The following is a 25447-nucleotide window of genomic DNA, read 5'->3' as shown; positions in this document are numbered from 1 at the left end:
AACCGGACGTGACCCCATCCGAACCGCCCCTCGACCCACGAACCCTCGCGTCGCTGGACACGATCGACGCGCTCCTCCCCACCCCCTCCGAGCTCCGCGCCGAGCGGGCACAGCGTGCGGTCAGCGAGTACGCGAGGGGTGCCCGCGACTCCGGGAACGCCCGGGAGGCGATCGCCGCGTTGGCCGACCTCGTCGACAACCACGGAACGCGGGCCGCCGCGGATCTGCTGAAGATCTACCGCGTCACCACCGATGACCTGCGCCGATCGGCCGCCACCGACTGACCGGCCCGCCGGAGGGCGGCCCACCGCCCTCCGGCGCCACCGCCGACCGATGTAACCCGCGCCACTTTCCTCTTGCCGGGAGCCGTGGGCGCCGTATTGTTGGCACTGCCAAGAGATACTTGGCAGTGCCAAACGAAGGACGTGCGCCATGCCCCGCCTCGCCACCGTTGACCCCGCCGTCGCCGAGCCGCCGGCCCGCGCCCTGCTCGGCAAGGTCGAGCGCGCCCTCGGCACCACGCCGAACATGATGCGTGCGATGGCCTCCTCGCCGGCCGTGCTCGACGCCTACCTGCAGTTCAGCGGCGCCCTCTCCAAGGGCCGGCTGCCCGGCCGGGTGCAGGAGCAGATCGCGCTGGTCGCCGCGGTCGAGAACGACTGCGGTTACTGCCTGGCCGCGCACACCGTGCTCGGCGCGAAGGCCGGGGTCAGCGAGGCCGACCTCGCCGCCGGGCGCAGCGCCCGGGCGTCGGACCCGAAGACCGAGGCCGCGCTCACGTTCGCGAAGGCCGTCATCACCACGAAGGGCTTCGTGAGCGACGACGACCTCGCGGCCGTGCGCAGCGCCGGCTACAGCGACGGCGAGATCGGCGAGATCGTCGCCGCGGTCGCCCTCAACACCTTCACCAACTACTTCAACTCCGTCGGCCAGACCACGCTGGACTTCCCGCCGGTGCCCGGCGTGATCATCAACCACTAGGTTGAGTGCCATGTCGGACGTGCCCGGACCACCGCCGGCCAGCCAGCTCCTGGTGGGGCTGGCCCGGCTGGGCCAGGCCGTCCGCATGGAGGCCTGGCGCAACGCCGGGCCGCACAACCTCTCCCCGCTGCAGGCCGACATCCTCACGCTGCTGCACGGCGGCCGCGGCTCGCTGCGCCAGGGCGACATCGTCACCGCGCTCGCGTCGACGCCGCCGACCGTCTCCGACGCGGTCAAGGTCCTGCGCCGCAAGGAGCTGCTGGAGGCCACGAAGAGCCCGGAGGACGCACGCGTCCTCCTGCTCCGCCTCACCGACGCCGGAGCCGCCGAGGCCGCCCGGGTGAACGTCGCGTCCGAGCAGCTCAGCGGTGCGGTGGAGACGCTGGGCGACGACGACTTCGCGACGATGCTCAAGAGCACTGTCACGTTGATGCGCGAGCTGCAGGACCGCCGGCTCATCCCGGTCTCCCAGATGTGCCTGACCTGCCGCTTCTACCGGCCCGACGCGCATCCGGGCACCGGCCGGCCGCACCACTGCGAGTTCGTCGACGAACCGTTCGGCGACGCCGAGCTGCGGGTGACCTGCCCGGACCACGAGCTACCGAGATAAAAAGGGAGCGTGCACAGTTCCCTCCGCTCCGGGATCGAGCCGTTCCACGTCATGGACGTCTGGGCCGCCGCGGCTGACCGCGCGCGGACGCACGGCGACCTGATCAACCTCTCCGCCGGCCAGCCCTCCACGCCCGCGCCGGCGCCGGTGCGTGCCGCCGCCGCGGCCGCGCTGGAGACCGAGGTGCTCGGGTACACGGTCGCGCTCGGCATCCCGGAGCTGCGCGCGGTCATCGCGTCGCACTACGGCCGGGTGTACGGCCTCGACGTCACCCCGGACGACGTCGTGGTCACCACCGCCGGTTCCGGGGGCTTCCAGCTCGCGTTCCTGGCCGCGTTCGACGTCGGCGACCGGGTGGCGATGGCCCGCCCCGGCTACCCGTGTTACCGCAACATCCTCACCGCGCTGGGCTGCGAGGTCGTCGAGCTGCCGTGCGGGCCGGAGACCCGCTTCCAGCCCACGGTCGCGATGCTCGAGGAGCTCGACGAGCCGGTGCGCGGCCTGGTCGTCGCGAGCCCGGCCAACCCCACCGGCACCGTGCTCGACGCCGCCGAACTCGCCGCGCTCGCCACCTACTGCCGCGAGCGCGGGATCTGGCTGATCAGCGACGAGATCTACCACGGCCTGAGCTACCTCGGCTCCCCCGCGACCGCCTGCGCCTGGGAGACCTCCCGCGAGGCGATCGTCGTCAACTCGTTCTCGAAGTACTTCTCGATGACCGGCTGGCGCCTCGGCTGGCTGCTGGTGCCGGAGGCGTTGCGCCGTGCGGTGGACCGGCTCACCGGCAACCTCACGATCTGCCCGCCCGCGTTGCCGCAGTACGCGGCGGTGGCCGCGTTCACGCCCGAGTCGTACGCCGAGGCCGACTCGCACGTCGAGCGTTACGCGCGTAACCGCGCGCTGCTGCTCGACGGCCTCCCGACGCTGGGCATCGACCGGCTGGCGCCGGCCGACGGTGCGTTCTACGTCTACGCCGACGTGGGGCACCTGACCGACGACTCGATGCGGTTCACGTACGAGTTGCTCGGCGAGACCGGCGTGGCGGTGGCCCCGGGCATCGACTTCGACCCGGTCGAGGGCGGGCGTTACCTGCGCATCTCGTTCGCCGGTGCCACGGCCGGGATCGAGGAGGCCCTGGAGCGTCTCGCCCCGTTCATCGACAAGCGGCGCTGAGCGGTTCGAGCTCGGTGATCAGCGCGTCGAGCTCGGCGGGCGACAACGCCTCGTAGGGCGGGGCGGCGAGCTCGTCGGTGCGTGCTTCGATGCGGTCCTTCGTCGCGCGGCCGGCGTCGGTGAACCGGCCGTCGGCGTCGACGAGACCGCGCTCGCGCAGGCCGTCCATCACCGCGGCCAGGCGCTCCGCCGGCAGGTGATGGACGCGCCCGAACGTCTCCGCCGGGTAGATGCCCAGGTCCAGCGCGGAGAGCAGGTGCGCCTCGGTGCCGCCGATGCCCTCCGAGAGCAGCGCGGCAATGTGCCCGTCGCCGCGGTGCTCGCGCAGCATCGTCGCGGAGTGCCACAGCCGGGCCACCGGATCGCTCGGCACCGGCAGCGTGCGCATCCCGGCGTACATCACCCGGCCCGCGGTGGACGCGCTGGTCGCCGCCCGGGTGGTGAGGTCGGCGGCGCGCACCAGGCCGGGCGAGTCGGCGAGCTCCCCGAGGATCCGCCGCAGCGACGCCGCGCTGCCCCGCTCGCGCGCCGCGACCGACGCCTCGGGCGGGATCGTCTCCCACGCGCTCGGGATGTGCCGGGCGGCCTCCCCCTCGGCGAAGCTGTAGAAGGCCGCGTGCACGACCTCCGCCGGCACCCGCCCGAGCGGCGCGGCGCGGCTGGCGAAGTAGCCGTCCCAGTAGGTGCGGTGGCCGAGCGCGGCCAGCTCCTCGTTGCACTCGTCCTGGAAGTAGGTGACGAGGCAGATCGGCTCGAGCAGGTCGTACAGACGGCGGGAGATCATGACGGCGCTCCTTCGGCGGGTAGCCTTTCAGCCCCGCTACGAACTCGGCGACCCCGATCGGACACCTCCGGGAGAACATTGTGCTGGGCAGTGAAGAGCGCGAGGTCGTCGCGACCGTGCGGGAGTTCGTCGACCGCGAGGTCAAGCCGGTGGTGCGCGAGCTGGAACACGCGAACACCTACCCGGAGACGCTCATCGAGCAGATGAAGGCGCTCGGCATCTTCGGGCTGGCGATCCCGGAGCCGTGGGGTGAGGCACCGGTGTCGATGCCGTGTTACGCGCTGGTCACCGCGGAGCTCGCGCGCGGCTGGATGTCGCTGGCCGGGGCGATGGGCGGCCACACCGTCGTCGCGAAGCTGCTGCTCACCTACGGCACGGCCGAACAGAAGGACCGCTACCTGCCCCGGCTGGCCACCGGCGAGCTGCGGGCGACGATGGCGCTCACCGAGCCGGGCGGCGGTTCGGACCTGCAGAACATGGCCACGGTCGCGGAGCCCTCCCCGGAGGGGTGGACGGTCAACGGTTCCAAGACCTGGATCTCCAACGCACGCCGCTCCGGGCTGATCGCGCTGCTGTGCAAGACCGACCCGTCCGCGTCACCGCCGCACCGGGGTATCTCCGTGCTGCTGATCGAGCCCGGGCCCGGGCTGACCGTCTCGAAAGACCTGCCGAAGCTCGGCTACAAGGGTGTGGAGGCCTGCGAACTCCTTCTCGACGACATGCGCGTGCCGGCCGACGCCGTGCTGGGCGGCGAACCGGGCCGGGGGTTCGCCCAGATGATGACCGGCCTGGAGACCGGTCGCATCCAGGTCGCGGCACGCGCGCTCGGCGTCGGGCAGGCGGCTTTCGACGACGCGCTGCGCTACGCCCAGGAGCGGGAATCGTTCGGCAAGCCGATCTGGCAGCACCAGTCGATCGGCAACTACCTGGCCGACATGGCCACCAAGCTCACCGCCGCCCGGCAGCTGATCCTGTTCGCCGCCTCGCGGCTCGAGTCCGGCGAGCGAGCCGACCTCGAAGCCGGGATGGCGAAGCTGTTCGCGTCCGAGACCGCGATGGAGGTCGCGCTCGACGCCGTCCGCATCCACGGTGGGTACGGCTACTCGACCGAGTTCGACGTCGAGCGCTACTTCCGCGACGCGCCGCTGATGATCGTCGGCGAGGGCACCAACGAGATCCAGCGCAACGTCATCGCCGCGCAGCTGGTCAAGCGGGGCGGTCTGGGGTGACTCCGTCCCAGCTCAGCTCGTCGAGGTTCACCACTATCGCTTCCTGGGTGGTGCGTGCGATCACGACGACGGCTTCGACGTCGGGGTCGGGGTTCTCCTCGCGGTGCGGCACCCACGGCGGCACGAACACGTAGTCGCCCGGGCCGGTCTCGATCCGGGTCTCGACCGGCTCGTCGCCCTCCAGGTCGAGGAACACGAACGCCGGGGTGCCGGACACCACGTAGATCGCGGTCTCCGACGCGCCGTGGTGGTGGTTGGCCGAGTTCGTCGACGCCGGGACGTGCGTCTGTCCCATCCAGAGGTTCCGCGCGCCCACGGTCTTGCCGCTGATCGCCTCGACGCGACGCATCCCCGTCGTCTGGGTGGTGTTCCCGATCAGGCCGGCCGGGGCGATGCGGTGCAGGCGCCGGTGGAAGGGGTCGATGTCGGTCGGGAGCACGACCCCGCTGGGGGTGCGTGAGCCGGCGGGCACGTGGAACGGAGAGGACATCAGGCACCTTTCGCGAGAACATCGACGTCGATCAGGCGCGCGACCGCGCGCGCGGCCGCCTGCACGACCTCCGGGGCCAGCCCCGGCCGGACCCCGAGGTGCAGCGGGATCGGCCGTGCCCGCGGGAGGTCGAAGCGCGGCGCGAGCCCTTCCGGGGTCTGGCCGAGCGTGGCCAGCAACGCCACGCCCAGGCCGGCGCCGACCGTGGCGTGCACCCCGGCCAGCTGCGCGGACTCGGCACTGATCTCGGCCGGGACACCGGCCTCGGCGAGCGTCTCGAGCGCGCGGGTCCGCAGCGCGCACGGGTCGTCGAACGCGGCCAGCGGGATCGGCCGCCCCGGCGCGGGCGGTGTCCAGGTGGGGGCGGCGTACCAGGTGAGCTCCAGCTCGCCGACCGGCACCGTGCGCGGCTCGCCGGCCGGGCCCAGCAGCAGCGCGAGGTCGATGGAGCCGGCCGCCAGCGCGGCACGCAGCCGAGTACCGCGGTCGATGCGGAAGCGGGTGGTGGCGCCCAGCGCCGCGCTCAGGCACGGGAGCAGCTGGGTGGCCGCGTGTTCGGTGGACCCGATCACCACCACCCGTTCCGCCTCGACGCCGAACGCGCGCAGCGCCTCGTCGTGCACGGCGAGGATGCGCCGGGCGTGGGCCAGCAGCCGCTCACCGTCGGGCGTGAAGCGTGAGCCGCGCCCGTGCCGCACGACCAGGGGCCGGTCGACCGCCGACTCCAGCCGCCGGACGTGCTGGCTGATCGCGCTCTGGCTCAGCTGCAACGACCGCGCGGCCCGCTGGAAGCCGCCGCAGTCGTCGATCGCGACGAGGCTGCGCAGCGGCCCGATGTCCAAGCTCATCTCCACCTCGATTGATCAGCATCCGTGATGGGTCGCGATCACGATCCGTCGTTGGACATTCCCTACTTACCTGATCAGGATACTCGACATGAAGACCTTGAAGCTCGGGGCCATCCTCCTCGGAGTCGGCGGCCCGGGTCAGCACAACGCCTGGCTGGACCCGGACGTCGCCGCCGACGCCAGCGTCGACATCCGCTGGTACATCGCCCGCGCCCAGGAGGCCGAGGCCGCGAAGTTCGACCTCGTCTTCATCGTCGACAGCCAGTTCATCACCAAGGACTCGCCGAACCACTACCTGAGCCGGCTCGAACCGCTGACCCTGCTCTCGGCGGTGGCCGTGCACACGAGCCACATCGGCCTGGTCGGCACGATCACGACCTCGTACAACGAGCCGTTCAACGTCGCCAGGCGCCTGTACTCGCTGGACCACATCAGCGGCGGCCGCGCCGGGTGGAACGTCGTGGCCACCGGCGACGCGGGCACGGCCGGCAACTACAGCCGCGAGGCCCACTTCGACTACCCCACCCGGTACGCCCGCGCGCTCGAACACGTCCGGGTGGCCCAGGGCCTGTGGGACTCCTACGAGGCCGACGCGTTCCCGCGCGACAAGGAACGCGGCGTGTTCTTCGACCCCACGAAGCAGCACACGCTCGACCACCGCGGGGAGCACTTCTCGGTGGTCGGCCCGCTCAACCTCGAACGCTCGCCGCAGGGTCAGCCGGTGATCTTCCAGGCCGGGGACTCCGAGGACGGCCGCGACCTCGGCGCGAGCATCGCCGACGCGATCTTCACCCACGCGGCGACGCTGGAGCAGGCCGCGGCGTTCCGCACCGAGCTCCGGGAACGGGCCGCCGCGAAGGGCCGCGACCCGGAGCACGTGCTGATCATGCCCGGCATCTTCCCGATCGTCGCCGACACCGACGAGGAGGCCCGCGCCCGCGAGACCGCGGTACTGACCGCCAAGTCGTTCGACCGCGCGCTGGCCGAACTCGGGCGCCCGTTCGGGTGGCACGACTTCGGCCAGTACGACCTCGACGCGCCCTTCCCCGACGTGGACGCGGCCGCGGCGAACAGCTTCCGCACGCAGGCCGAGGCGATCAGCGCGCACGCCCGCGAGCACGGCCTCACCCTGCGCCAGGTCGTCGAGCACCAGCTGGCCGCCCACCGCTCCCCGTTCGTCGGCTCGCCACTGACCGTGGCGAACGAGATCCAGCGGTGGTTCGAGGGTGGTGGCTTCGACGGGATCAGCATCAGCGTGAACTCAGCCGCCGAGTTCGCCCGCTTCACCGACCAGGTGCTGCCGATCCTGCGGGAGCGCGGCGTCGTCCGCAGCGACTACGAGGCCACCACGCTCCGCGGCAACCTCGGGCTCCCCATCCCCGCCAACCGTCACACCGCCGTGCCGGCGTCCTCCCTCTCATGAACAGAAAGAGCACCTCCGTGCGCCGCTTCACGGTCGCCTTAGCCGCACTGGCCCTCACCGTGTCCGCCTGCGCCGGCAACGGATCCGCCGCCTCCGGCGACGGCACGTCCACGTTGCGGTGGGCCACGTCCTACTTCCCGACGCACTGGGACCCGGTGGTCTCCGGCAGCGGTGCCCAGTTCCGGGAGCTCGCGCTGGTCTACGCGTCGCTGACCAAGACCGACGAGAACGGCAACGCGGTTCCCGACCTGGCCGAGAGCTGGACGTACAACGACACCGGCGACCAGGTCACGTTCCACCTGCGGCCGAAGCTGACGTTCAGCGACGGCACCCCGGTGAACGCCGCCGCGGTCAAGGCCGCGATCGAACGGGCCAAGACGCAGAAGAACTCCGCGCTCTTCGGTGACCTGACGTCGATCAAGTCGGTCACGACCAGCGGTGACCTCGACGTGGTCGTGCAGCTGACGCAGACCGACTACCAGATCCCGCTGCTGTTCGGCGAGCGGGTGCTCCAGGTGGCCAGCCCGGCGGCCGACCCCACCGCCCTCGACCAGAAGCCGGTCGGCGCCGGGCCGTTCGTCGTCACCCAGCTCACCCCCGGCACGAAGGTCGTCCTCAAGAAGAACCCGGACTACTGGGACGCCGCGAACATCCACATCGAGAACGTGGAGCTGGTCTCCGCGCCGGACGCCGCGACCGTGGTGTCGGGCCTGCAGACCGGCGTCTACAACTTCGCCGACATCACGCCGAACAACGCCGAGGCCGCCAAGGCCGCCGGACTGGACGTGTTCGTGCAGCCGGGCTTCAACGCCAACAACATCAGCATCAACGTGAACAAGGCGCCGTTCACCAACCCCAAGGTCGTCGACGCCGTGCGCCACGCGATCAACCGGCAGGAGTTCGTCGACAAGCTCGGCTTCGGGTACGGCGAGGCCACCGACCAGCCGTTCCCGAAGAAGTACGTCGCGTACGACCCGCAGTCGGCGGACAAGTACGCCTACGACCCGGCGAAGGCCAAGGAGCTCCTCAAGGGCATTCCGCCGATCAAGCTCACGCTGGTGATCCCCTCGGCCGATCCGCAGGCCGAGATCGTCCAGTCGCAGCTGGCCGCGGTCGGCATCACGGTCGACATCAAGGTCGACAAGAACTGGGCGACGCCGTTCTTTGCCAAGGACCTGACGCTCTCGCTCTACGGAACGACCGGGCGTGACTCGGCCGTGCAGACGCTGACCGCGCATTTCGGCCCGAACGGTCCGCTCAACCTGAGCTCGCCGTACCAGCCGGCCGGGTTCGAGGCGGCCGTCGCGAAGGTCAGGCAGACCCCGCTGGAGGCCGCCGACTACGCCTCGGTGCTGCAGGCGGCCACCCGGGCCGGGCTGGAGAGCAAGGCGCTGGTGTTCACGTACTCCTCGCCGAACCTGCTGGCCAAGAGCAAGTCGGTGTCGGCGCTGCCCGCCAACCCGGGGCACATCGACTGGACCGGGGTCAAAATAGGATGACGATCGCTCTGGAACCAGGGTTCGCGGTCATCCGGGTGCAGCGGGCCGCCAGCCGCGTCCTGCTCACCGTCGCCCGGTCGCTCGCGATCTTCGTCCCGGTGTTCCTGGTCGCGACGTTCGTGACGTTCACGCTCCGGGCCCTGAGCGGCCTGAGCCCGGCGCACACCCAGCTGGGTGAGGACGCCACCCCGGAGGCCGTGGCCCGCATCGAGCACGAGTGGGGCCTCGACGAGCCGTTCCTGGTGCAGTACTGGCACTGGCTCGGCGACGTCCTGCGCGGCGACCTCGGCCGCAGCTGGTCCAACGGGGTGAGCGTCTCGCAGCTGATCGCCGAGGGTCTCGCGATCAGCCTGTCGGTGGCCGTCCTCGCGATGCTCATCGGCGTGGTCTTCGGCTTCGCGTTCGGCGCGCTGGCCGCACTGCGCCGCGGAACCTGGATCGACCGGTCGATCACCGGCGTGCTCACCGTCTTCTCGATCATGCCGCCGTTCGTGATCGGCATCCTGCTCGTCGAGATCTTCGCGGTGGGGCTGGGCTGGTTCCCCTCCGGCGGGTACATCCCGCTCGAGGTCGGCTTCTCCCCCTGGCTCGGGCACCTGATGCTGCCCGCGCTCGCGTTGAGCTTCGACGCGATCGCCGACGTGGCCCGGCAGCTGCGTGCCGGGCTGGTCGGCGCGTACGCGGAGAACTACGTGACCGGCGCGGTCGTGCGCGGCCTGGGCCGGCGGCGGATCTTCCTCCGCCACGTCCTGCCCAACGGCGTCGGACCGGCGCTGGCCGTGCTCGGACTGAAGTTCCCGGTGATCATCGGCGCCTCGGTCGTCACCGAGTGGATCTTCGGCCTGCAGGGCTTCGGGCGCTTCGCCAACGACGCCGCCCAAGCCGGTGACGTCCCCGAGGTGCAGGGCGTGCTCGTCGTCTCGATCGTGCTGGTCGTCAGCTTCAACCTGATCGTCAACCTGGTGCTCGGCAAGATCACGCCGGCCTCGCATCGAGGGGTCTGACCATGCTGCGACGAATTCTCACGCTCCGGGCCGGCCGGCTGGCCGTCGGCATCCTGCTCGTGGTGGCCCTGCTGGCGATCCTCGGGCCGTGGGTCGCCCCGGACGTGCCGACCGCCAAGCCGCTCCAGTCCCTCTCCGGCGACCACTGGCTCGGCACCGACTACCTGGGCCGGGACGTGTTCAGCCGGTTGCTCGAAGGCTCCCGGGACAGCGTCCTCGGCTCGGTGCTGGTCGCGCTGGTGGCGCTCGTCGTCGGCGTGGTGCCCGGCCTGCTGTCGGTGCTGCTCGGGCGGGTGTTCGAGTGGACGACGCTGCGGCTGGTCGACACGCTCGTCGCGTTGCCGTTCCTGGTCTTCGCCGTCGCGGTCACCGCGCTGCTCGGCAACGGACTCACCCAGGCGATGCTGGTCACCGGCGTGCTGGTGTCCCCGCTGTTCTACCGGGTGACGCGGGCGGCGACGCTCGCCGTCGCGCACTCGCAGTACGTGGAGGCCGCGCGGATCTCCGGCGCCTCGATCGGGTGGATCGTCCGGCGGCACGTCTGGGCCAAGGTGCTCCCGCCGATCGCGGTGGCGCTGGCCCAGACGATCGGCGTCGGCTTCATCATCGTCTCCAGCCTGACGTTCCTCGGCATCGGAGTGCAGCCACCCGCGCCGACCTGGGGCGGCCTGCTCGCCTCGGACCTGAACTACCTGCACTACCGGCCGTTCGCGCCGCTCGCGCCCGCGCTGCTGATCATGGTGACGGTCTGGGCGTCCAACCTCCTCGCCGACGCCATCCGCGACGTCTCCGGCGCGGCCGGGCGAGCCCTCGTCGACGCTCGGAAGGTGGCCGCCCGATGACCGCTCTCGCCGTACGTGACCTGCACATCCGCGACCTCGTCGGCGACCGCGAGATCGTCCGGGGTGTCTCGTTCGAGCTCACGCCGGGCAAGGTCGTCGGCATCGTCGGCGAATCCGGCAGCGGGAAGACCCTGACGTGCCGGGCGGCGCTGGGCATCCTGCCCGAGCACTTCGTCGTCTCCGCGGGGTCGATCGAGATCGGCGGGCGGGACATCGCCGGGCTCTCCGACGCCGAGTGGACCGGGCTGCGCGGCTCGACGATCAGCGCGGTGTTCCAGGACCCGGCGTCCTATCTCAACCCGTCGATGCGTGTCGGCGCGCAGATCGCCGAGGTGATCCGGGTCAAGAAGCGGGCCTCGCGGCGGGAGGCCCGGCGCCGGGCCGTGGAACTGCTGGCCGCGGTGCACCTGCGCGACCCGGCGCTGGTCTACGAGCAGTACACGTACGAGCTGTCCGGCGGCATGCTCCAGCGGGTGCTGATCGCGGCGGCGATCGCGGCCGACCCGGCCGTGCTCATCGCCGACGAGGCCACCACCGCGCTCGACGTCATCGTGCAGGCCGAGATCCTCGACCTGCTGGCCGACCTGCGGGCCCGCGCCGGCCTGGCGCTGCTGGTCGTGTCGCACGACCTGGCGGTGATCGCCCAGCTCTGCGACGAGGTGCTCGTGCTGCGCGACGGCGAGGTCGTCGAGCGCGGGGAGACCGCCGACGTGCTGCACGAACCGCGGCACGAGTACACCCGCCTGCTGATCTCCGAACACGAGCAGTACGGCCTGGACAAGTACCTGGAGGCCGTCGATGTCTGAGCCGATCCTGCGGGTCGCCGACCTGTCCGTGTCCTACGGCAGGCAGCGGGTGCTGCACGGCGTCACGCTGGACGTGGAGCCCGGCGAGACCGTCGGCATCATCGGTGAGACCGGGTCGGGCAAGTCGACGCTGGCCCGCGCGGTGCTCGGCCTGGTGCCGGCGTCGGCCGGTTCGCTCCGGGTCGACGGATCCGACGTCACCCGGTTCTCGAAGCGCCAGTGGCGCGCGTTCCGGCGCCGGGGCGTCGTCCAGTACGTGTTCCAGGACCCGCTGCGCAGCCTCGATCCGGACCTGACGATCGCCGACTCGCTGATCGAGCCGCTGCTGGTGCGGGGGGTCGCCCGCGCCGAGGCGGTCGCGCGGGCCGAGGAGTTGCTGGGCCGCGTCCGGCTGGACCCGGACCTCCTCGGCCGCCTGCCCGGCGCGATCTCCGGCGGGCAGCGCCAGCGGGTGGCGGTGGCCCGCGCGCTGATCACCGACCCGGCGCTGGTCATCCTCGACGAACCGGTCAGCGCCCTCGACGCGGCGAACCGCGTCCTGGTGCTGGAGATCCTGCGCGAGCTGGACGCCGCGCTGCTGTTCATCTCCCACGACCTCGGGTCGGTGGCCGGGATCGCCGACCGTGTGGCGGTGATCTACCGGGGCGAGCTCGTCGAGGACCGCCCGACGCGCGAGCTGATCACCGCACCGGCGCACGCCTACACGCGGCTGCTCGTCAGCTCCGTGCCGACGCTGCGCTCCGCCACCTCCGACCGTGCCGCCCGGGACGAGCTCCGCGCCCTTCTCTCCGCCTGAGGAGCGTTTCGATGATCCACCTCGCACTGCATCCCTACGGCGTCGGCGGCCCCGGCCAGCACGGTCTGTGGAAAGACCCCCGGGTCGCGAAGAACGCCAGCATCGACATCCGGTACTACATCCGGCAGGCCCAGCTCGCCGAGGAAGCCCTGTTCGACGCGCTGTTCATCGTCGACAGCCAGTTCATCAACAGCACCTACCCGTCGCACTACCTGAACCGGCTCGAACCGCTGACCCTGCTGTCCGCGGTCGCGGTGCACACGTCGCACATCGGCCTGGTCGGCACCGCCAGCTCGACGTACAACTCGCCGTTCAACCTCGCCCGCCGGTTCGGTTCGCTCGACCACATCAGCGGCGGACGGGCCGGCTGGAACGTCGTGACCAGCTTCGACACCGGCACGTCACGCAACTACGGGCTCGAGGAGCACCTCGACTACGCCACCCGCTACGGCCGCGCGCTGGAGGCGGTGCAGGTCGTCCGCGGGCTCTGGGACTCCTACGAGGACGACGCGTTCTCGGCGCCGGACGTGTTCCTGGACCCGACGAAGCTGCACGCGCTGAACCACGTCGGCGAGCATTTCCGGGTCGACGGGCCGCTGAACCTGTCGCGGTCGCCGCAGGGGCAGCCGGTGATCTTCCAGGCCGGGGTGTCGGAGGAGGGACGTACCCTCGCCGCGCAGGTCGCCGAGGGCATCTACGCGCCGGGGTCCTCTCTCGAGCAGGCCCACGCGTACTACACCGACGTCAAGCGCCGCACGGCCGCCGCCGGGCGCGACCCCGACCACCTCAAGATCTTCATCCACGGCAGCCCGATCGTGGCGGCCACCGATGCCGCGGCGCGGGAGCGGGAACGCGAGATCTTCGCCGAGGACAACGACTTCTCCGCAAACCTCGCGCTGCTGGGCCGGGGCTTCGGCGCCCACGACTTCAGTCAGTACGACCCGGACGGGCCGTTCCCCGACGTCGCGCACCTCGCCGAGCGCGGCGGGCGCACCGGGGCGGCGGCGATCATCGAGCGGGCGCGGCGCGAGAACCTCACGTTGCGCCAGGTCGTCGAGAGCGCGACGGCGTTCAAGCAGTCGCCGTTCGTCGGCTCGCCGGAGACCGTCACCGACACGATCGAGCGGTGGTTCGCGGCCGGCACGTTCGACGGCATCAACCTCGCGTTCCGCACCGAGGAGGAGCTGACGCTCTTCGTCGAGGGAGTCGTGCCGCTGCTGCAGAAACGGGGCCTGTTCCGCACCGAGTACCGGGCCGGAACCCTCCGCGGCCATCTCGGCCTCCCGATCCCGGCGAACCGCCATGCGTGACGTCCACGTCGTTCCGTTCCCGTCCGACGCTCTTCCCGACGACGTCGACGTGCTGATCGTCGGCGCCGGGCCGGTCGGGCTGGCGGCCGCGATCGAACTGTCCTCGCGGGGCGTCGACGTGGCGGTGATCGACCGGGCCCGCGAGGCCACGCTGATCCGGGCCGGCGCGATGGGTCACACGCCCCGGGTCGTCGAGCACTTCCGGCGCTGGGGTGTCCTGCAGCGCATCCGCGACGAGTGGACGTTCCCGCCCGAGTGGAACCGCGGGATCCGCCTGGTCACGTCGCTGGTGGGCCACGAACTCGCGCCCACCCCGACCCGCGCCGGCCGGTTCTCGTCCGAAGAGGCTCTGCGCCGTCCGCAGTCCGCGCTCCAGAAGGTCTTCCTGGAACATCTCGCGTTCCGCGGTGTCCCGGTGGCCGGCGGCCGGGAGCTGACCGCGTTCCGGGAGACCGCGGAGGGCGTCGACGCCGACGTCTCGGGCGTGACCGTCCGGGCCCGCTACCTGCTCGGGGCGGACGGGGGCAGCAGCTCGGTGCGCCGCCTGGCCGGCATCCCCCGCGACGGCGAGCGCGCGACCGAGAAGCGCTACCGCCTCATCGTCCGCACCGGCGACATCTCCGACCGCGTCGGCCCGGCCCCCAGCGGCACGAACATCGTGTTCAACCAGAAGGCATCGGGCTTCCTCGCCGCGGTGAGCACGCGCGAGTGGCGGGTCTACGCCGGGCCGTTCCCGCTGGACCACGTGCCGTCGGACGACGAGCTGCTCGACACCGCCCGGGCCGCGTTCGGCTTCGACCTCGACCTGGAGCTCGCGTCGTCGACGACCTTCTACGAGGCCACCCGGATCGCCCGCACGTTCCGCTCCGGCCGGGTCCTGCTCGCCGGGGACGCGGCCCACGTCCGCACGCCGGGCGGCAACCTCGGCGAGGGCTTCGGCGACGTCGTCAACCTCGGTTGGAAGCTCGCCGCGGTGCTCGCCGGGCACGCCCCCGACTCCCTGCTCGACTCCTACGACCGGGAACGACGCCCGCACAACCAGCGGGTGGCCGACTTCGCGCTGGAGCGGGCCCGGCGCGCGCGCCTGGCCCTGGCCGACGTCCGCGCGATCGGCGTCCCCGACGACGCCGACCTCGGCCCCGCCGCGCAGCGGAGACGCGCCGAGATCACCGCGCGGCTCGCTGCCGACCGCGTCGACACCGCCGGGGTCACGTTCGACGAGCGCTACGACACGTCGCCCGTGGTGTGGCCCTCCGGCGGGCTCGGCGCCCCGTGGCGCGCCGACGTCTACGAGGACGATCCCCGCCCGGGCCACCGCGCCCCCGACGGTGTCGTCGACCCGTACGGCGGCACGCTCTACGACCGGATCGGCACCAGCTTCGCCCTGCTCGTGCTCTCACCCGACCGCGGCGTCGAGAACGCGTTCCTCGACGCCGTCGGCGACCTTCCCTTCACCGTCGTCCACCTGGACGGACTACGCGACCGCTACGGCGCCGACAACGTTCTCGTCCGCCCGGACCACCACGTCGCCTGGCGCGGCGACACGCTGCCCGCCGGCGGCGCCACCGCGGTACTCGACCGGATCCTCGACAGGAGCCCACGCATGACCGACTTCTTCCCCCCGCCGGGCCTGAACACCCGCGGCACCGTCCTGGTCGTCCCCGGCCGGGGTGAGAACCAGCGCACCTACGCCCGGCTCGGCGCCCGCCTGGCCGCCGACGCCTACCACGTGCGCGTGCTGTCGGGCGTCGACGAGGTCGCCGGTGCCGCCGCCGATCCCGACCTGGTGCGCCCGCTCGTGCTGATCGGCGCGGACACCGGGGCGGCGTCCGTCGGCGCCCTGGTGGCGGACGGCCGGACCGCCGCGGACGCCGTCGTCCTCGCCGGGCTGCCCGGCTACGGCACCCAGGGTCCGGAGAGCTGGGACGAGGAGCTCGACACCCGCACGCACTGTCCCACCCACCGCGGTGTGCTCACCGCCGAGGCGACGCCCGGCGCGCTGAGCACCGCCGTCGACAGCGCACTGCTCGACGCCGCCTACGGGAGCACCGCGGACCTCCCCCACCTGCTGCTCGTCGGCGACGCCGACCCGTACGCCGACCGGGCCGCGCTCACCCGGGTCGCGAAGGCACTGCCCCGGGCCCGGCTCGCGGTGGTGCGCGACGGCCACCACGACGTCCTCAACGACCTCCAGCACCGCTCGGTGGCCGCGGAGATCGTCGGTTTCCTGGAGGCGTTGCGCGACTCCGACCCGCTGGTGCCGTTCGTCTCCGTCGAGTCCAGCGCCTGGTAGCGGCCCTTCTGCTGGAGAAACTCCACGAGTGTTCCTCGGTAAACTCCGACCATGGCGGTGGACGAAGTCGCGGCGTCGTTGCTGTACCAGGTGACGGCCCTGGCCGGTCAGGTCACCGGCCGGATGCAGGAGGGCCTCGAGCGGCTGGGGCTCAGCGGACCGACCGCGAACCTGCTCTGGGTGCTGCGGCCGGAGGGTGAGCCGCAGTCGCTGCGTCAGCTCGCCGCCCTCCTGCACTGCGACCCGTCGAACGTCACGCTGCTCAGCGCGCAGCTGGAGGAACGCGGGCTGGCCGAGCGGCGCCCGCACCCCCGCGACGGCCGCGTGCGCACGCTGGTGCTGACGCCCGAGGGCCGGGCGGTCCGCGGGCGCCTGCTCGCGATCGTCGCGAAGCGCTCACCGTTCGCCGACCTCGACGACGGGGACCAGCGGCTCCTGCACTCGCTGCTGGCCAAGGCGCTCGATACTGCTTGAGAAACTCATGTATATTCTCAGGCATGAGCAGCCCTAGACGTGTCCGTCTGACCGCGACCGGTGGCCCCGAGGTGCTCCGGGTGGAGCCCATGCCGGTGCCCACGCCCGGCCCCGGACAGCTCCTCGTCGCGGTGGAGGCCGCCGGGGTGGCCTTCAACGACATCTCCACCCGGGAGGGGCTCACCCCGGGTCGCCGGCCGGACGTGCTGGGCTTCGACGTCGTCGGCCACGTCGAGCAGGTCGGCGCCGGGGTCGAGGGCATCGACGGCGTAGCCGTGGGCCGGCGTGTCGGCGCGCTGGCCGGCGTCGGCGGGTACGCCACCCACGTCGTGGTGGACGCGCGCCGCGCCGCGCCGTTACCCGAGGGGCTTCCCGCCGAGCAGCTCGACGCGCTGGTGCTCAACTACCTCACGGCGTGGCAGATGTTCCACCGCGTCGCCAGGCCGGCCCCGGGCCGGAGCGTGCTGGTGCTCGGCGCGGCCGGCGGTGTCGGGTCGGCGCTGTGCCAGATCGCCCGCGCGGCCGGGGTCGAGGTCTACGGCACCTCCGGCCCGGCCCGCCGGGCCCGGGTGGAGGCCAACGGCGCCACCTGGGTGGCGGACGCCGCGGCCGTGCCGGTACCGGTCGCGGCCACGTTCGACCCGGTGGGCGGCCCGTCGCTCGCCCGTTCGCGACGCGCCACCCAACGGTCGGGCGTGGTCGTGTCGTACGGCTTCAGCTTCGCGACCGGCGCCGGGTACGGCCGGGCCGGTGCGCTGGCGCGTACGTTCGGCGCCCTGGCCCGGGCGAAGCTCACGCCCGGCGCCCGCGTGGTCGTGCACACGGTGGAGCGCGCCGTCGACCGCGACCCGGCGGGCTTCCGGGCCGACCTCACCGCGCTCGTCGACCTGCTCCGGGCCGGGGTGCTGCGGCCGGAGGTCACCACCCTGCCGCTCGACCGGGCCGCCGACGCGCACCGCCGCCTCGAGAACCGCGAGGTCGACGGCAAACTGGTGCTCCTACCGTGAGTCAGGCGCGGGTGCAGTCCCGGTCGGCCGGGGGAAGGGTTCCGCCGAGCAGGTATTCGTCGACGACCTTGTCGACGCACGGATCGCCGTCGTAGAGGTAGACGCGGTGGCGGTACGCGCCCCGCAGCGTCACCTGGACCGAGCGCGGGAACGCGTGGTGCAGGGCACGCCGGTCCGCCGCGGGGGCGGCCGGATCACCGTCGGCGCCGACCAGCAACGCGGGCACGTCACTGGTGGGTTCGGCCGTCCGGTCGGCCGTCTCGACCGGCCAGAACGCGCACGGCGTGACGTTGCGTGCGAGCGGGCCGAAGAGCGGTTCGTCGCGCCGGTGGGCCTCGATGTCGCGGAAGTAGGACTCGGGGTCGCGGTTCGCCGGCCGGTCGGCGCACCGGGTGGCGACCTCGCCCTCGGTCGGGCCCGGAACCGGCTCGAGCGGGCCCGGCCGCCCGCCGAGCACCTGCACCACCCGGCTGAACCGCGCGTACGCCGCCTCGGTGTCGGCACTGGGGCGCAGCAGTCCGGGCAGGGTCGACGCGTCGACGCGTCGCCCGGCCACCGGAATGCCGGGGCCGGCCGCGCGCCGCCGGATCCCCTCCACGGTGGCCAGTACCGCCTCTCTTGACGCGCCCAGCCGGTAGGTCGCGTCGCGCTCCGCGGCCCAGCGGGCCCAGTCGGCCAGCACGGCCCGGTCCCCCGCGCCGCCGGCCGGCGGTGACGTCACGGTGCTGTCGAGCACCACCCGCCGGACGTGCGTCGGAAACAGCTGCGCGTAGACCGCGCCCAGGTACGCGCCGGACGACCAGCCGAGGTAGGCGACGCGCTCGACGGCGAGGGCGCTGCGCACGACGTCCAGATCACGGGCGCGCGTGCGCGTCGACGCGTACGGCAGCAGGTCCGTCGCCGGCGCGCACCGCCCGGCCAGGTCCTTCGCGGCGGCGACGCCGGTGTCGAACGCGCGCCGGTCCGGAGCGGCCCCCACCGCGCCGCGTCCACCCGGCCAGTCGCAGCCGAGACGCGTGCTGCGACCGGTGAACCGCGCGTCGACGCCCACCAGGTCGTACCGGGCCGCGACGTCGGGCGAGCCGCGCGCCGGCTCCGGCTCGAGGCCCTGCAGTACCGCCAGGACACCGTCGCGCGACCCGTCCGGGTCGCCGGTGGCGACCACGAGCGTTCCCAGGTGGTGGTCGGTGTCGGTGCCGAGCCGGCGCGCGACGGCGAGCGTGAGCGTGCGTCCCCCGGGGTCGTCGTAGTTCACCGGCACGGTGATCCGGGTGCAGCGGGCGTCGGCGTCGTCGAGCAGGCGGCCGGTGGTGTCGTCCGCGTCCGCGCGGCATCCGTGCCAGGTCACGTCCTGGCGGTAGAAACGGTCCAGTGCGAACGGGTGGCTCCCGCTGATCGCCAGCCGGATCACGAGTTCCGGTCCCCAGAGGACACCGGCGAGCACCGTCGCGACGAGACCAACGGCGACGGCGACGCGCGATTTCGACACGCACCGCAATGTACGGTCCGGGCGCCATCAGCGCGGTGCGAGGCGCAGCACGCTCAGGTAGCGGCGGGGAACGCGGTCGCCCAGTGCGGTGCGGACCCGCTCGGCGATCGCGTCGAGCAGCGGCTCGCGCACGTCGGGGGCGAGCCGCCGGTAGAGCGACGTCGTGCGCAGCAGGTCGGCGAGGCCGGCCCCGTCGAGCCACTGGACGGTCGGGTACCACCGCGTGACCGTCGGGCCGAACACCGGCCACGCGGTCTCCCCGGCGGCGCGGGCGTCCTCCTCACGCGGTGGGTGGCCCCAGCCGGGGTCGCCGGGCGCGAACCGCTCGTGCAGGTCGGCGGTGGCGGCGTACATCTCCGGCTCGCCCGGCCGGCGCACGACGACGTGGCCGAGCTGCGCCATCCACCCGCCCGGCCGGAGCAGGTCGTGCGCCCGCGCCCAGCCGACCGCGGGATCCACCCAGTGCCACGACGAGGCGGCCACGAGCAGATCGAACCGCCGGCCCCGGGCGTCCCACCGCTCGAACGTCGTCGGCACGACCTCGACCGCGGGGTACCCGGCCAGCCGGCGGCGGGCCAGCGCGGCCAGCCCGGGGCCCGGCTCCAGTGCGGTGACCGCGTACCCGAGCGCGGCCAGCGACCGGGTCGCCTGGCCCGTGCCGCAGCCCACCTCGAGCACGGCCGAACCGCGACCCGCGCCGGTGAGCGATCCCAGGTCGGCGAACGCCTCGTCGGGATAGCCCGGCCGGATCCGGTCGTAGACGTCGGCCACCTCGTCGAACACCATTCCGAGATTCATCACCCCTCCTTGGAGACCGAACGTTCTATCTAGTATGATCGCGGGGGTGAAGACGTCGGAAGCCCGCGCGCGACTGCTCGCCACCGCCACCCGGATCTTCTACGCCGAGGGCATCCACTCGGTCGGCGTCGACCGCATCATCAGCGAAGCACAGGTCACCCGGGCCACGCTCTACCGGCACTTCCCGGGCAAGGAAGACCTCGTCGTCGCCTACCTCACCGAGGCCGACCAGGCCATCCGGGCCCGGGCCGGCGAGCTGCTCGCGCAGGACCTCCCGGCCGCCGACACGCTCCGCGCGCTGGCCAGGGCCATCGCCGACGACATCCGCTCCCCCGGCTTCCGCGGGTGCGCGTTCCTCAACGCGGTCGCCGAGTACCCCGACACCGACCACCCGGTGCACCGCGTCGTGCTCGCGCACCGGCAGTGGTTCCTCGACACGGTCGCCGCCCAGTTCGCGCGCATCCCCGGCACCCCGGCCGAGCTCGCCGCCCAGCACTTCGTGATGCTGCGTGACGGTGCGATGGCCGCGGGCTGCCTGTTCGACCCGGCGCTGATCTGCGAGACGTTCCTGCGCGGTGTCGACGGTCTCCTGGGGGTCCGCGCCTGACGTGCTTCCGGCCCGGAGGGCGTGTTCGCGGTCGCCGTGGCGTGACAGGATCAGCGGGTGTTCGCGCGCCAGGGTCCGACGCTGGGTGAGCTGACCGTGCAGGCGCTGTCGTCGGTCGAGCGCGGCTACGACCTGCTCGCGCCGAAGTTCGACCACACCCCGTTCCGTACCCCGGCGGTCGTGCTCGACGCGACCGCCGGGGTACTGGCCGGGTACGGCCCGTTCACCGACGGCCTCGACGTGTGCTGCGGCACCGGCGCCGGGCTCATGGTCGTGGAGACGCTGTGCGACGGGCGGGCCACCGGCGTCGACTTCAGCGCGGGCATGCTCGCGCGGGCCCGGGACGCGCACCCGGACGCGAGCTGGGTCCGCGCCGACGCCCGCGCACTGCCGTTCACCGACGCGTTCGACCTCGCGGTCAGTTTCGGCGCGCTCGGGCACTTCCTGCCGTCCGACCGGCCCGCGCTGTTCGCGGGCGTGTACCGGGCGTTGCGCCCCGGCGGGCTGTTCGCGTTCCCGATCGAGGCGCCGCCGCCGGTCGCGTCGGGCTGGTACTGGTTCACGCGCGGGTTCGACCTGACGATGCGCGTCCGCAACGCGGTGTGGCGGCCCCCGTTCGTCATGTACTACCGCACCAGTGGCCGGTCGGCCGTCACCGCCGACCTGTCCACCGCCGGCTTCGCGCCGACGACGGTCGAACTCACCGCCGCGGGCGAATACCGCCCCGGCAGCCCACGGTGCCTCCTGGTACTGGCCCGCAAGCCAGACCCGTCCCGGTAGAGGTCCCGCACCCAGCGAGGCACCGCTACGCCGCATTCTCGGGGCTACGACGAGCTGAGCAGCGCTAGCCGACCACCGCGTGCAGCCGGTCGGGGCCGGTGAAGAAGGCGACGTACAGCAGGAGAAGCAGGAGGACGACGGCGACGACCAGCACGGACCGCGTTCTCATGCCGACACGATAGCGACCGCGCCCGATCCTCGATAGAGGGCACGATCCACAGCGGACCGTGCCGGGCGGGCACGCGTTCGACTCAGCGGACGAGTCCGGCCGGCACGGTCAGGTCCTCGGAGGCGTAGAGGCGGGCGAGCTCGCGGGGATCGTCGGCCGCGCACGTGGCCGCCACGGTGTCCATCAGCGCGTCGTACTCCGCACCGGTCGTGCCCTGGTACGACGCGGTCATCCGCCCCCACTCGTCCCAGGGCAGCATCTCGACCCGGTTGAGGGCGGCGAGATCACGCACCGCGTTGCCCCGGATCTCGGCGGGCCCCCAGTTCTCGGTGCCGTACACCCCGAACGTCGTGGCGTCGATGCGGCCCTCCCGATAGGCCACCCACGCCTCCCCGCCGGTGAGGAAGTCACCGGCGGCGAGATCCTCGGCGTTCACCGGCAGGTCACCGCCGAGCACCTCCGAGTCGACGCGACGCCAGCGGCCGCCCGCGTTCCGCACCTCGGTGATCCAGTGGTCGAGCCCCTGGCCGGGCTGGAAGTAGGTGGCGAACCCGCACCGGGCCCGCGCCGGCACCCCGCGGTGACGCAGCAGCGCACAGGTGAGCACGGCGAAGTGACGGCACGTGCCGACCACCCGGCGCGCCGGCGGCCGGGCGACGGTGAGCTCGGCCGGGTCGACCGCGAGCAGGGCGTCGACGATGCGGCTCGCCGGACGCAGCTGGTTCTCGTCGAACCGCGAAGCTGGCAGTTCCTGGGCGCGTGCGTCGGCCGGCTGGATCACCAGGCCGGCCGCGAGGCGGCAGAGATCGGCGACCGCGTGCGGGAGCTGCTCGGCCACCGGATGCGACAGCGCGGTGAGGGGCCCGCCCGTGGCGTAGTCGATCATGAGCGCACCGTAGCGCCCGGGTACGACAGTCACGTGAGGTCGGCCAGACCCGTCTCCCACCGCCGGCGACGCTCGTCGGGCGTCTGCTCCCACCAGGGCACCCCTCGCTCGCCGAGCGCCACCTTCGCCAGCTGCACGCGGGCCCGCGCGGGCGCCGGGTCCTTCTCGGCGCGGAGCAGCACCCCCACCTCGCGCCGCGCGGCCATCAGCGCCCGCCGCAGCTGCGCGGCGACGTCCTCGGGGATCGCCGGGTCGGTGGCCCGCCACCGCCGGCCGGAGATGACGACGTAGTGCCCGTCCTCGGTGTGCTCCATCGCCTTCACCTACCCAACTGCACCCGATTTGTACCTGACCGGCACCCTTTCGCACCTCGCGGGGCGAGGAGGATATGACGTCATGGACCCGGACGCCGAAGAGGCTCGCCTCGCGGCCTTGCGTAGTTACCAGGTGCTCGACCGGCCCCGGCCGGCCGCGCTCGACGCGCTGACCGGGTTGGCGGCCGCACTGTTCGAGACGCCGATGTCCGCGGTGTCGCTGATCGACCGGGACCGCCAGTGGTTCGCCGGCAGCACCGGCCTGGCCGACCGCCAGACCCCGCTCTCGGTGTCGTTCTGCGTCCACACACTGCCGACGAAACAGCTGCTCGTCGTCCCGGACGCCCGGCTCGACGAGCGTTTCGCCGAGTACCCCAACGTGCGCGAGGCGCCGCGCATCCGGTTCTACGCCGGCGCGCCGATCGTCGACGAGGACGGTTTCGCCCTGGGTGCGGTCTGCGTGGTCGACGACCGGCCGCGTGACCCCTCCGACCGGCTCCTCGACCAGCTCACCGCGCTGGCCGGCCAGGCCGCCGGGCAACTGGCGCTGCTCCGCAGCCGGCTGCGGCTGGCCGACCTCGGCGACGAGCTGGCGCGCGCCCAGCAGCGCGAGGAGGACCTGGTCGCGTCGATCACCCACGAGCTGCGCACCCCGGTCGCCTCCATCCAGGGCTACCTGGAGCTGCTCGCCGACAGCGGCGATCCGGAGCTCGCGGCCCAGTTCATGGAGCCGATCCACCGCAACGGCGAACGCCTGGTCGCGACGGTCAACCACCTCATCGCCGGCACCCGGTCGGAGGCGACGTCGCTGCCCGTGGCCACCGCGCCGATGGATCTGCGCGCGATCGCGGACGCCGCCACCCGGACCTGCGCCGCCCTGGCCGACGAGCACGGGGTGACGCTGCGGATCGGCGGCGGCGAGCCGGTGCCGCTGGAGGCCGACGCCGCCCTGCTCACCCGCGCCGTCGAGCAGCTCGTGCGCAACGGCGTGCTGTTCACCCCGCCCGGCGGCCACGTCACCGTCGACGTCCACGGTGGCCCGGTCGCGACCGTCACCGTCACCGACGACGGCGTCGGTGTCCCGCCGGACGAGTTGCCGCACGTCTTCGACCGCTTCTACCGGGGCCGGTACGCGCGCGAGCAGGCCGTGCCCGGCGTCGGACTGGGTCTGCCGCTGGCCAGGCAGCTGGTCGGCGCGCACGGCGGCGAACTGCATTTGACCTCGTCCGATGCGAGCACGACAGCCGTGATCGTGCTCACCGCGGCTAGGCCGGACGGATCCCGACGACCCCGTCGATGAGCTTGAGCAGGGACGCCTTGGTGATCGGCTTCTCGATGAAGACGACGTCCTCACCGGTGGCCAGCGCCCGGGCGTAGCCGGACATGTAGACCACCTGCACCGAGGGCCGGACGGCGCGGACCGCGTCGGCGGTCTGCGGGCCGGACATGCCCGGCATCGAGACGTCGGTGAGCAGCACGTCGACGTCGGTGGTGCGGGCCTGTTCGACCGCGTCCTCGCCGGACGTGGCGATCAGGGCCTGGTAGCCGCTGCGGCGCAGCAGCTGGGCGGCGAGGTCACGCAGCTCGACCTCGTCGTCGAGGACCAGGATCCGGTAGGCGGCCCGGCGCGCGGACAGGTCCTCGGGCGCGTTCGGCGTCGGTGGCGGCGGGGCCGGGCGGGGCTTGAGGGCGGGCAGCAGGATCGTGAAGACCGTGCCCTCCCCGACCCGGGAGTCCAGCAGCACGGTGCCACCGGCCTGCTGCACGGTGCCGTGGACGGTGGCCAGCCCGAGGCCGGTGCCCTGCCCCTCGGACTTGGTGGTGAAGAACGGCTCGAACACGCGCTCGGCGATCTCCACCGGGATGCCGGTGCCGGTGTCGCGCACCCGCAGCGACAGGTACGGCCCCGGCGGCAACCCGACGGTGTGCGCGTCCTCGTCGGTCAGCGGGACCGACTCGGTGCTGACCGTGATCCGTCCGCCCTGCGGCATCGCGTCGCGGGCGTTGATGACCAGGTTGAACAGGACCTGCTCGAGTTTGCCGCGGTCGGCCAGCACCCGGCGGCCGGTCGTGTTCAGCTCGGTGGTGAGCGTGACGCGGCCACCCAGGCTGTGCGAGAGCATGCGTGCCGCCTCGGTGGCGATCTGGTCCAGCTCCACCGGTTCGGCGTGCAGCACCTGACGCTGACCGAAGGCGAGCAGCCCCTGGGTGAGCTGAGCCGCGCGTTTGCCGGCCTCCTGGATGCGCGACAGACCGGCGCGCAGCTCGGCGCGTGCGTCCGGGGTGTCCAGCGACGGCAACTCGTCCATGTCGTCGAGGAGGACCTCGACCTGCCCGAACATGATCCCGAGCGTGTTGTTGAAGTCGTGGGCGATGCCGGCGGCGAGCTGCCCGATGCTCTCCAGGCGACGGGACCGGTCCAGCTCGGCCTGCATCCGCTCGCGGTCGCGTTCCGCGGCGACGCGCTCGGTGATGTCGTGCACGGTCGCCGCGACCAGGATGCCGTCGTCGGTCTCCAACGCGGCGAGCGAGATCTCCGCCGGGAACTCGGTGCCGTCCTGGCGTCGCGCGCTCAGCTTCAGACCGTGCCCCATCGGCCGGGTCCGGGGGTCGAGCAGGTACTGGTTGCGGTACGCGATGTGGGCCCGTTCGACGGCCTCGGGCACCAGCACCTCGATCGGGTGGCCGACCAGCGCGTCCGGGGGATACCCGAACAGGCGGTCGGCCTGCCGGTTGGTCATGATGATGTGGCCGGTGTCGTCGACACCGACGATCGCCATCGCCGTCGCGTCCAGCAGCCACCGGAATCGCTCGGCCGGTGCCGCTACCGACATG

At 72.7% G+C, this 25447-nt stretch carries 26 protein-coding genes and 1 pseudogene; 19 read left to right on the top strand and 8 right to left on the bottom strand.

Going from position 1 to position 25447, the window contains the following annotated elements:
• Window positions 1–8 precede the first annotated feature (8 nt).
• The 4 genes from ABD437_RS17615 to ABD437_RS17600 all read left to right on the top strand — a co-directional run bounded on the left by ABD437_RS17615 (window position 9) and on the right by ABD437_RS17600 (window position 2764).
• Window positions 9–284 carry a hypothetical protein gene (locus ABD437_RS17615; protein ID WP_344649925.1) on the top strand — a complete coding sequence of 92 codons (276 nt, stop codon included), beginning with the start codon at window positions 9–11 and terminating at the stop codon, window positions 282–284.
• Between the two features lie 148 nt (window positions 285–432).
• Entirely contained in the window at window positions 433–981 is a 549-nt protein-coding gene (locus tag ABD437_RS17610; RefSeq protein ID WP_344649924.1) for a carboxymuconolactone decarboxylase family protein, read from the top strand.
• Window positions 982–991: 10 nt separating this feature from the next.
• The gene (locus tag ABD437_RS17605) at window positions 992–1591 is read left to right on the top strand and encodes a MarR family winged helix-turn-helix transcriptional regulator (protein WP_344649923.1); all 600 of its coding nucleotides are present in this window, start codon (window positions 992–994) and stop codon (window positions 1589–1591) included.
• Between the two features lie 9 nt (window positions 1592–1600).
• Window positions 1601–2764: a pyridoxal phosphate-dependent aminotransferase gene (locus tag ABD437_RS17600; RefSeq protein WP_344649922.1), complete on the top strand. Its 1164-nt coding sequence runs from the start codon at window positions 1601–1603 to the stop codon at window positions 2762–2764.
• Here the strand turns inward: ABD437_RS17600 and ABD437_RS17595 are convergent.
• Complete coding sequence (locus ABD437_RS17595) at window positions 2745–3548, bottom strand: SCO6745 family protein (protein WP_344649921.1); 804 nt, start codon at window positions 3546–3548, stop codon at window positions 2745–2747. The two genes, ABD437_RS17600 and ABD437_RS17595, sit on opposite strands and share 20 nt — an antisense overlap.
• Window positions 3549–3625: 77 nt before the next feature.
• On the opposite strand from ABD437_RS17595, the gene ABD437_RS17590 reads away from it, so the two are divergent.
• Window positions 3626–4777 carry an acyl-CoA dehydrogenase family protein gene (locus ABD437_RS17590; RefSeq protein WP_344650168.1) on the top strand — a complete coding sequence of 384 codons (1152 nt, stop codon included), beginning with the start codon at window positions 3626–3628 and terminating at the stop codon, window positions 4775–4777.
• On the opposite strand, the gene ABD437_RS17585 is transcribed toward ABD437_RS17590, so the two are convergent.
• Both ABD437_RS17585 and ABD437_RS17580 read right to left on the bottom strand, forming a co-directional pair.
• Entirely contained in the window at window positions 4755–5267 is a 513-nt protein-coding gene (locus ABD437_RS17585; protein ID WP_344649920.1) for a cupin domain-containing protein, read from the bottom strand. The two genes, ABD437_RS17590 and ABD437_RS17585, sit on opposite strands and share 23 nt — an antisense overlap.
• Complete coding sequence (locus ABD437_RS17580) at window positions 5267–6115, bottom strand: LysR family transcriptional regulator (protein WP_344649919.1); 849 nt, start codon at window positions 6113–6115, stop codon at window positions 5267–5269. Before ABD437_RS17580 ends, ABD437_RS17585 begins: the two co-directional genes overlap by 1 nt.
• Window positions 6116–6203: 88 nt before the next feature.
• On the opposite strand from ABD437_RS17580, the gene ABD437_RS17575 reads away from it, so the two are divergent.
• From ABD437_RS17575 to ABD437_RS17525, 11 genes and pseudogenes are all read left to right on the top strand, one after another.
• Window positions 6204–7538 carry an LLM class flavin-dependent oxidoreductase gene (locus ABD437_RS17575; RefSeq protein WP_344649918.1) on the top strand — a complete coding sequence of 445 codons (1335 nt, stop codon included), beginning with the start codon at window positions 6204–6206 and terminating at the stop codon, window positions 7536–7538.
• Window positions 7535–9037 carry an ABC transporter substrate-binding protein gene (locus tag ABD437_RS17570; protein WP_344649917.1) on the top strand — a complete coding sequence of 501 codons (1503 nt, stop codon included), beginning with the start codon at window positions 7535–7537 and terminating at the stop codon, window positions 9035–9037. The genes ABD437_RS17575 and ABD437_RS17570 overlap by 4 nt, the downstream gene beginning before the upstream one ends.
• Window positions 9034–10041, top strand: a complete 1008-nt coding sequence (locus tag ABD437_RS17565) for an ABC transporter permease (RefSeq protein ID WP_344649916.1) — start codon at window positions 9034–9036, stop codon at window positions 10039–10041. The genes ABD437_RS17570 and ABD437_RS17565 overlap by 4 nt, the downstream gene beginning before the upstream one ends.
• Before the next feature lie 2 nt (window positions 10042–10043).
• Window positions 10044–10883, top strand: a complete 840-nt coding sequence (locus ABD437_RS17560; RefSeq protein ID WP_344649915.1) for an ABC transporter permease — start codon at window positions 10044–10046, stop codon at window positions 10881–10883.
• Window positions 10880–11689, top strand: a complete 810-nt coding sequence (locus tag ABD437_RS17555; RefSeq protein WP_344649914.1) for an ABC transporter ATP-binding protein — start codon at window positions 10880–10882, stop codon at window positions 11687–11689. The genes ABD437_RS17560 and ABD437_RS17555 overlap by 4 nt, the downstream gene beginning before the upstream one ends.
• Window positions 11682–12485, top strand: a complete 804-nt coding sequence (locus ABD437_RS17550) for an ABC transporter ATP-binding protein (protein ID WP_344649913.1) — start codon at window positions 11682–11684, stop codon at window positions 12483–12485. Before ABD437_RS17555 ends, ABD437_RS17550 begins: the two co-directional genes overlap by 8 nt.
• Window positions 12486–12496: 11 nt before the next feature.
• On the top strand, window positions 12497–13795 hold the full coding sequence (locus ABD437_RS17545) for an NtaA/DmoA family FMN-dependent monooxygenase (RefSeq protein WP_344649912.1): 1299 nt from the start codon (window positions 12497–12499) through the stop codon (window positions 13793–13795).
• Window positions 13788–15377 (top strand): annotated as a pseudogene (locus tag ABD437_RS17540) (FAD-dependent oxidoreductase); the annotation flags it as partial. The gene ABD437_RS17545 and the pseudogene ABD437_RS17540, both read left to right, overlap by 8 nt.
• Window positions 15378–15398: 21 nt before the next feature.
• Window positions 15399–16088, top strand: coding sequence for an alpha/beta hydrolase (locus ABD437_RS17535; protein WP_344650167.1), 690 nt, complete (start codon window positions 15399–15401; stop codon window positions 16086–16088).
• Between the two features lie 51 nt (window positions 16089–16139).
• Window positions 16140–16562, top strand: a complete 423-nt coding sequence (locus ABD437_RS17530) for a MarR family winged helix-turn-helix transcriptional regulator (RefSeq protein WP_344649911.1) — start codon at window positions 16140–16142, stop codon at window positions 16560–16562.
• A 23-nt stretch (window positions 16563–16585) separates the two neighbouring features.
• A complete protein-coding gene (locus tag ABD437_RS17525; protein ID WP_344649910.1) occupies window positions 16586–17569 on the top strand; it encodes a zinc-binding dehydrogenase in 984 nt (327 codons plus the stop codon).
• A gap of 1 nt (window position 17570) precedes the next feature.
• On the opposite strand, the gene ABD437_RS17520 is transcribed toward ABD437_RS17525, so the two are convergent.
• Together ABD437_RS17520 and ABD437_RS17515 are read right to left on the bottom strand one after the other, a co-directional pair.
• Window positions 17571–19058: an alpha/beta fold hydrolase gene (locus tag ABD437_RS17520; RefSeq protein ID WP_344649909.1), complete on the bottom strand. Its 1488-nt coding sequence runs from the start codon at window positions 19056–19058 to the stop codon at window positions 17571–17573.
• 27 nt (window positions 19059–19085) lie between these two features.
• A complete protein-coding gene (locus ABD437_RS17515; protein ID WP_344649908.1) occupies window positions 19086–19856 on the bottom strand; it encodes a class I SAM-dependent methyltransferase in 771 nt (256 codons plus the stop codon).
• 34 nt (window positions 19857–19890) lie between these two features.
• Between ABD437_RS17515 and ABD437_RS17510 the strand changes: the two genes are divergently transcribed.
• Complete coding sequence (locus ABD437_RS17510; RefSeq protein ID WP_425558173.1) at window positions 19891–20463, top strand: TetR/AcrR family transcriptional regulator; 573 nt, start codon at window positions 19891–19893, stop codon at window positions 20461–20463.
• A gap of 57 nt (window positions 20464–20520) precedes the next feature.
• Window positions 20521–21243 (top strand): class I SAM-dependent methyltransferase, encoded by a 723-nt coding sequence (locus ABD437_RS17505; RefSeq protein ID WP_344649906.1) that lies wholly within the window; start codon window positions 20521–20523, stop codon window positions 21241–21243.
• 251 nt (window positions 21244–21494) lie between these two features.
• On the opposite strand, the gene ABD437_RS17500 is transcribed toward ABD437_RS17505, so the two are convergent.
• Window positions 21495–22298 (bottom strand): transglutaminase domain-containing protein, encoded by an 804-nt coding sequence (locus ABD437_RS17500; RefSeq protein ID WP_344649905.1) that lies wholly within the window; start codon window positions 22296–22298, stop codon window positions 21495–21497.
• Between the two features lie 29 nt (window positions 22299–22327).
• Complete coding sequence (locus ABD437_RS17495; protein WP_344649904.1) at window positions 22328–22612, bottom strand: hypothetical protein; 285 nt, start codon at window positions 22610–22612, stop codon at window positions 22328–22330.
• An 82-nt stretch (window positions 22613–22694) separates the two neighbouring features.
• On the opposite strand from ABD437_RS17495, the gene ABD437_RS17490 reads away from it, so the two are divergent.
• On the top strand, window positions 22695–23912 hold the full coding sequence (locus tag ABD437_RS17490; protein WP_344649903.1) for a GAF domain-containing sensor histidine kinase: 1218 nt from the start codon (window positions 22695–22697) through the stop codon (window positions 23910–23912).
• Here ABD437_RS17490 and ABD437_RS17485 read toward each other — a convergent pair.
• A complete protein-coding gene (locus tag ABD437_RS17485; protein WP_344649902.1) occupies window positions 23878–25446 on the bottom strand; it encodes a hybrid sensor histidine kinase/response regulator in 1569 nt (522 codons plus the stop codon). The genes ABD437_RS17490 and ABD437_RS17485 overlap by 35 nt on opposite strands.
• Window position 25447: the final 1 nt, after the last annotated feature.

Source organism: Cryptosporangium japonicum (assembly GCF_039524755.1).
Classification (GTDB): Bacteria; Actinomycetota; Actinomycetes; order Mycobacteriales; family Cryptosporangiaceae; genus Cryptosporangium; species Cryptosporangium japonicum.
This window is presented reverse-complemented; position numbering and strand designations above follow the sequence as displayed.

What these genes read in the sequence shown, in the direction of transcription:
- ABD437_RS17610 (WP_344649924.1), top strand. Translation starts at nt 433, where the DNA reads ATGCCCCGCCTCGCCACCGTTGACCCCGCCGTCGCCGAGCCGCCGGCC.
- ABD437_RS17605 (WP_344649923.1), top strand. Translation starts at nt 992, where the DNA reads ATGTCGGACGTGCCCGGACCACCGCCGGCCAGCCAGCTCCTGGTGGGG.
- ABD437_RS17595 (WP_344649921.1), bottom strand. Translation starts at nt 3,548, where the DNA reads ATGATCTCCCGCCGTCTGTACGACCTGCTCGAGCCGATCTGCCTCGTC.
- ABD437_RS17585 (WP_344649920.1), bottom strand. Translation starts at nt 5,267, where the DNA reads ATGTCCTCTCCGTTCCACGTGCCCGCCGGCTCACGCACCCCCAGCGGG.
- ABD437_RS17580 (WP_344649919.1), bottom strand. Translation starts at nt 6,115, where the DNA reads ATGAGCTTGGACATCGGGCCGCTGCGCAGCCTCGTCGCGATCGACGAC.
- ABD437_RS17575 (WP_344649918.1), top strand. Translation starts at nt 6,204, where the DNA reads ATGAAGACCTTGAAGCTCGGGGCCATCCTCCTCGGAGTCGGCGGCCCG.
- ABD437_RS17570 (WP_344649917.1), top strand. Translation starts at nt 7,535, where the DNA reads ATGAACAGAAAGAGCACCTCCGTGCGCCGCTTCACGGTCGCCTTAGCC.
- ABD437_RS17565 (WP_344649916.1), top strand. Translation starts at nt 9,034, where the DNA reads ATGACGATCGCTCTGGAACCAGGGTTCGCGGTCATCCGGGTGCAGCGG.
- ABD437_RS17560 (WP_344649915.1), top strand. Translation starts at nt 10,044, where the DNA reads ATGCTGCGACGAATTCTCACGCTCCGGGCCGGCCGGCTGGCCGTCGGC.
- ABD437_RS17555 (WP_344649914.1), top strand. Translation starts at nt 10,880, where the DNA reads ATGACCGCTCTCGCCGTACGTGACCTGCACATCCGCGACCTCGTCGGC.
- ABD437_RS17550 (WP_344649913.1), top strand. Translation starts at nt 11,682, where the DNA reads ATGTCTGAGCCGATCCTGCGGGTCGCCGACCTGTCCGTGTCCTACGGC.
- ABD437_RS17545 (WP_344649912.1), top strand. Translation starts at nt 12,497, where the DNA reads ATGATCCACCTCGCACTGCATCCCTACGGCGTCGGCGGCCCCGGCCAG.
- ABD437_RS17535 (WP_344650167.1), top strand. Translation starts at nt 15,399, where the DNA reads ATGACCGACTTCTTCCCCCCGCCGGGCCTGAACACCCGCGGCACCGTC.
- ABD437_RS17530 (WP_344649911.1), top strand. Translation starts at nt 16,140, where the DNA reads ATGGCGGTGGACGAAGTCGCGGCGTCGTTGCTGTACCAGGTGACGGCC.
- ABD437_RS17525 (WP_344649910.1), top strand. Translation starts at nt 16,586, where the DNA reads ATGAGCAGCCCTAGACGTGTCCGTCTGACCGCGACCGGTGGCCCCGAG.
- ABD437_RS17515 (WP_344649908.1), bottom strand. Translation starts at nt 19,856, where the DNA reads ATGAATCTCGGAATGGTGTTCGACGAGGTGGCCGACGTCTACGACCGG.
- ABD437_RS17510 (WP_425558173.1), top strand. Translation starts at nt 19,891, where the DNA reads ATGATCGCGGGGGTGAAGACGTCGGAAGCCCGCGCGCGACTGCTCGCC.
- ABD437_RS17500 (WP_344649905.1), bottom strand. Translation starts at nt 22,298, where the DNA reads ATGATCGACTACGCCACGGGCGGGCCCCTCACCGCGCTGTCGCATCCG.
- ABD437_RS17495 (WP_344649904.1), bottom strand. Translation starts at nt 22,612, where the DNA reads ATGGAGCACACCGAGGACGGGCACTACGTCGTCATCTCCGGCCGGCGG.
- ABD437_RS17490 (WP_344649903.1), top strand. Translation starts at nt 22,695, where the DNA reads ATGGACCCGGACGCCGAAGAGGCTCGCCTCGCGGCCTTGCGTAGTTAC.
- ABD437_RS17485 (WP_344649902.1), bottom strand. Translation starts at nt 25,446, where the DNA reads ATGTCGGTAGCGGCACCGGCCGAGCGATTCCGGTGGCTGCTGGACGCG.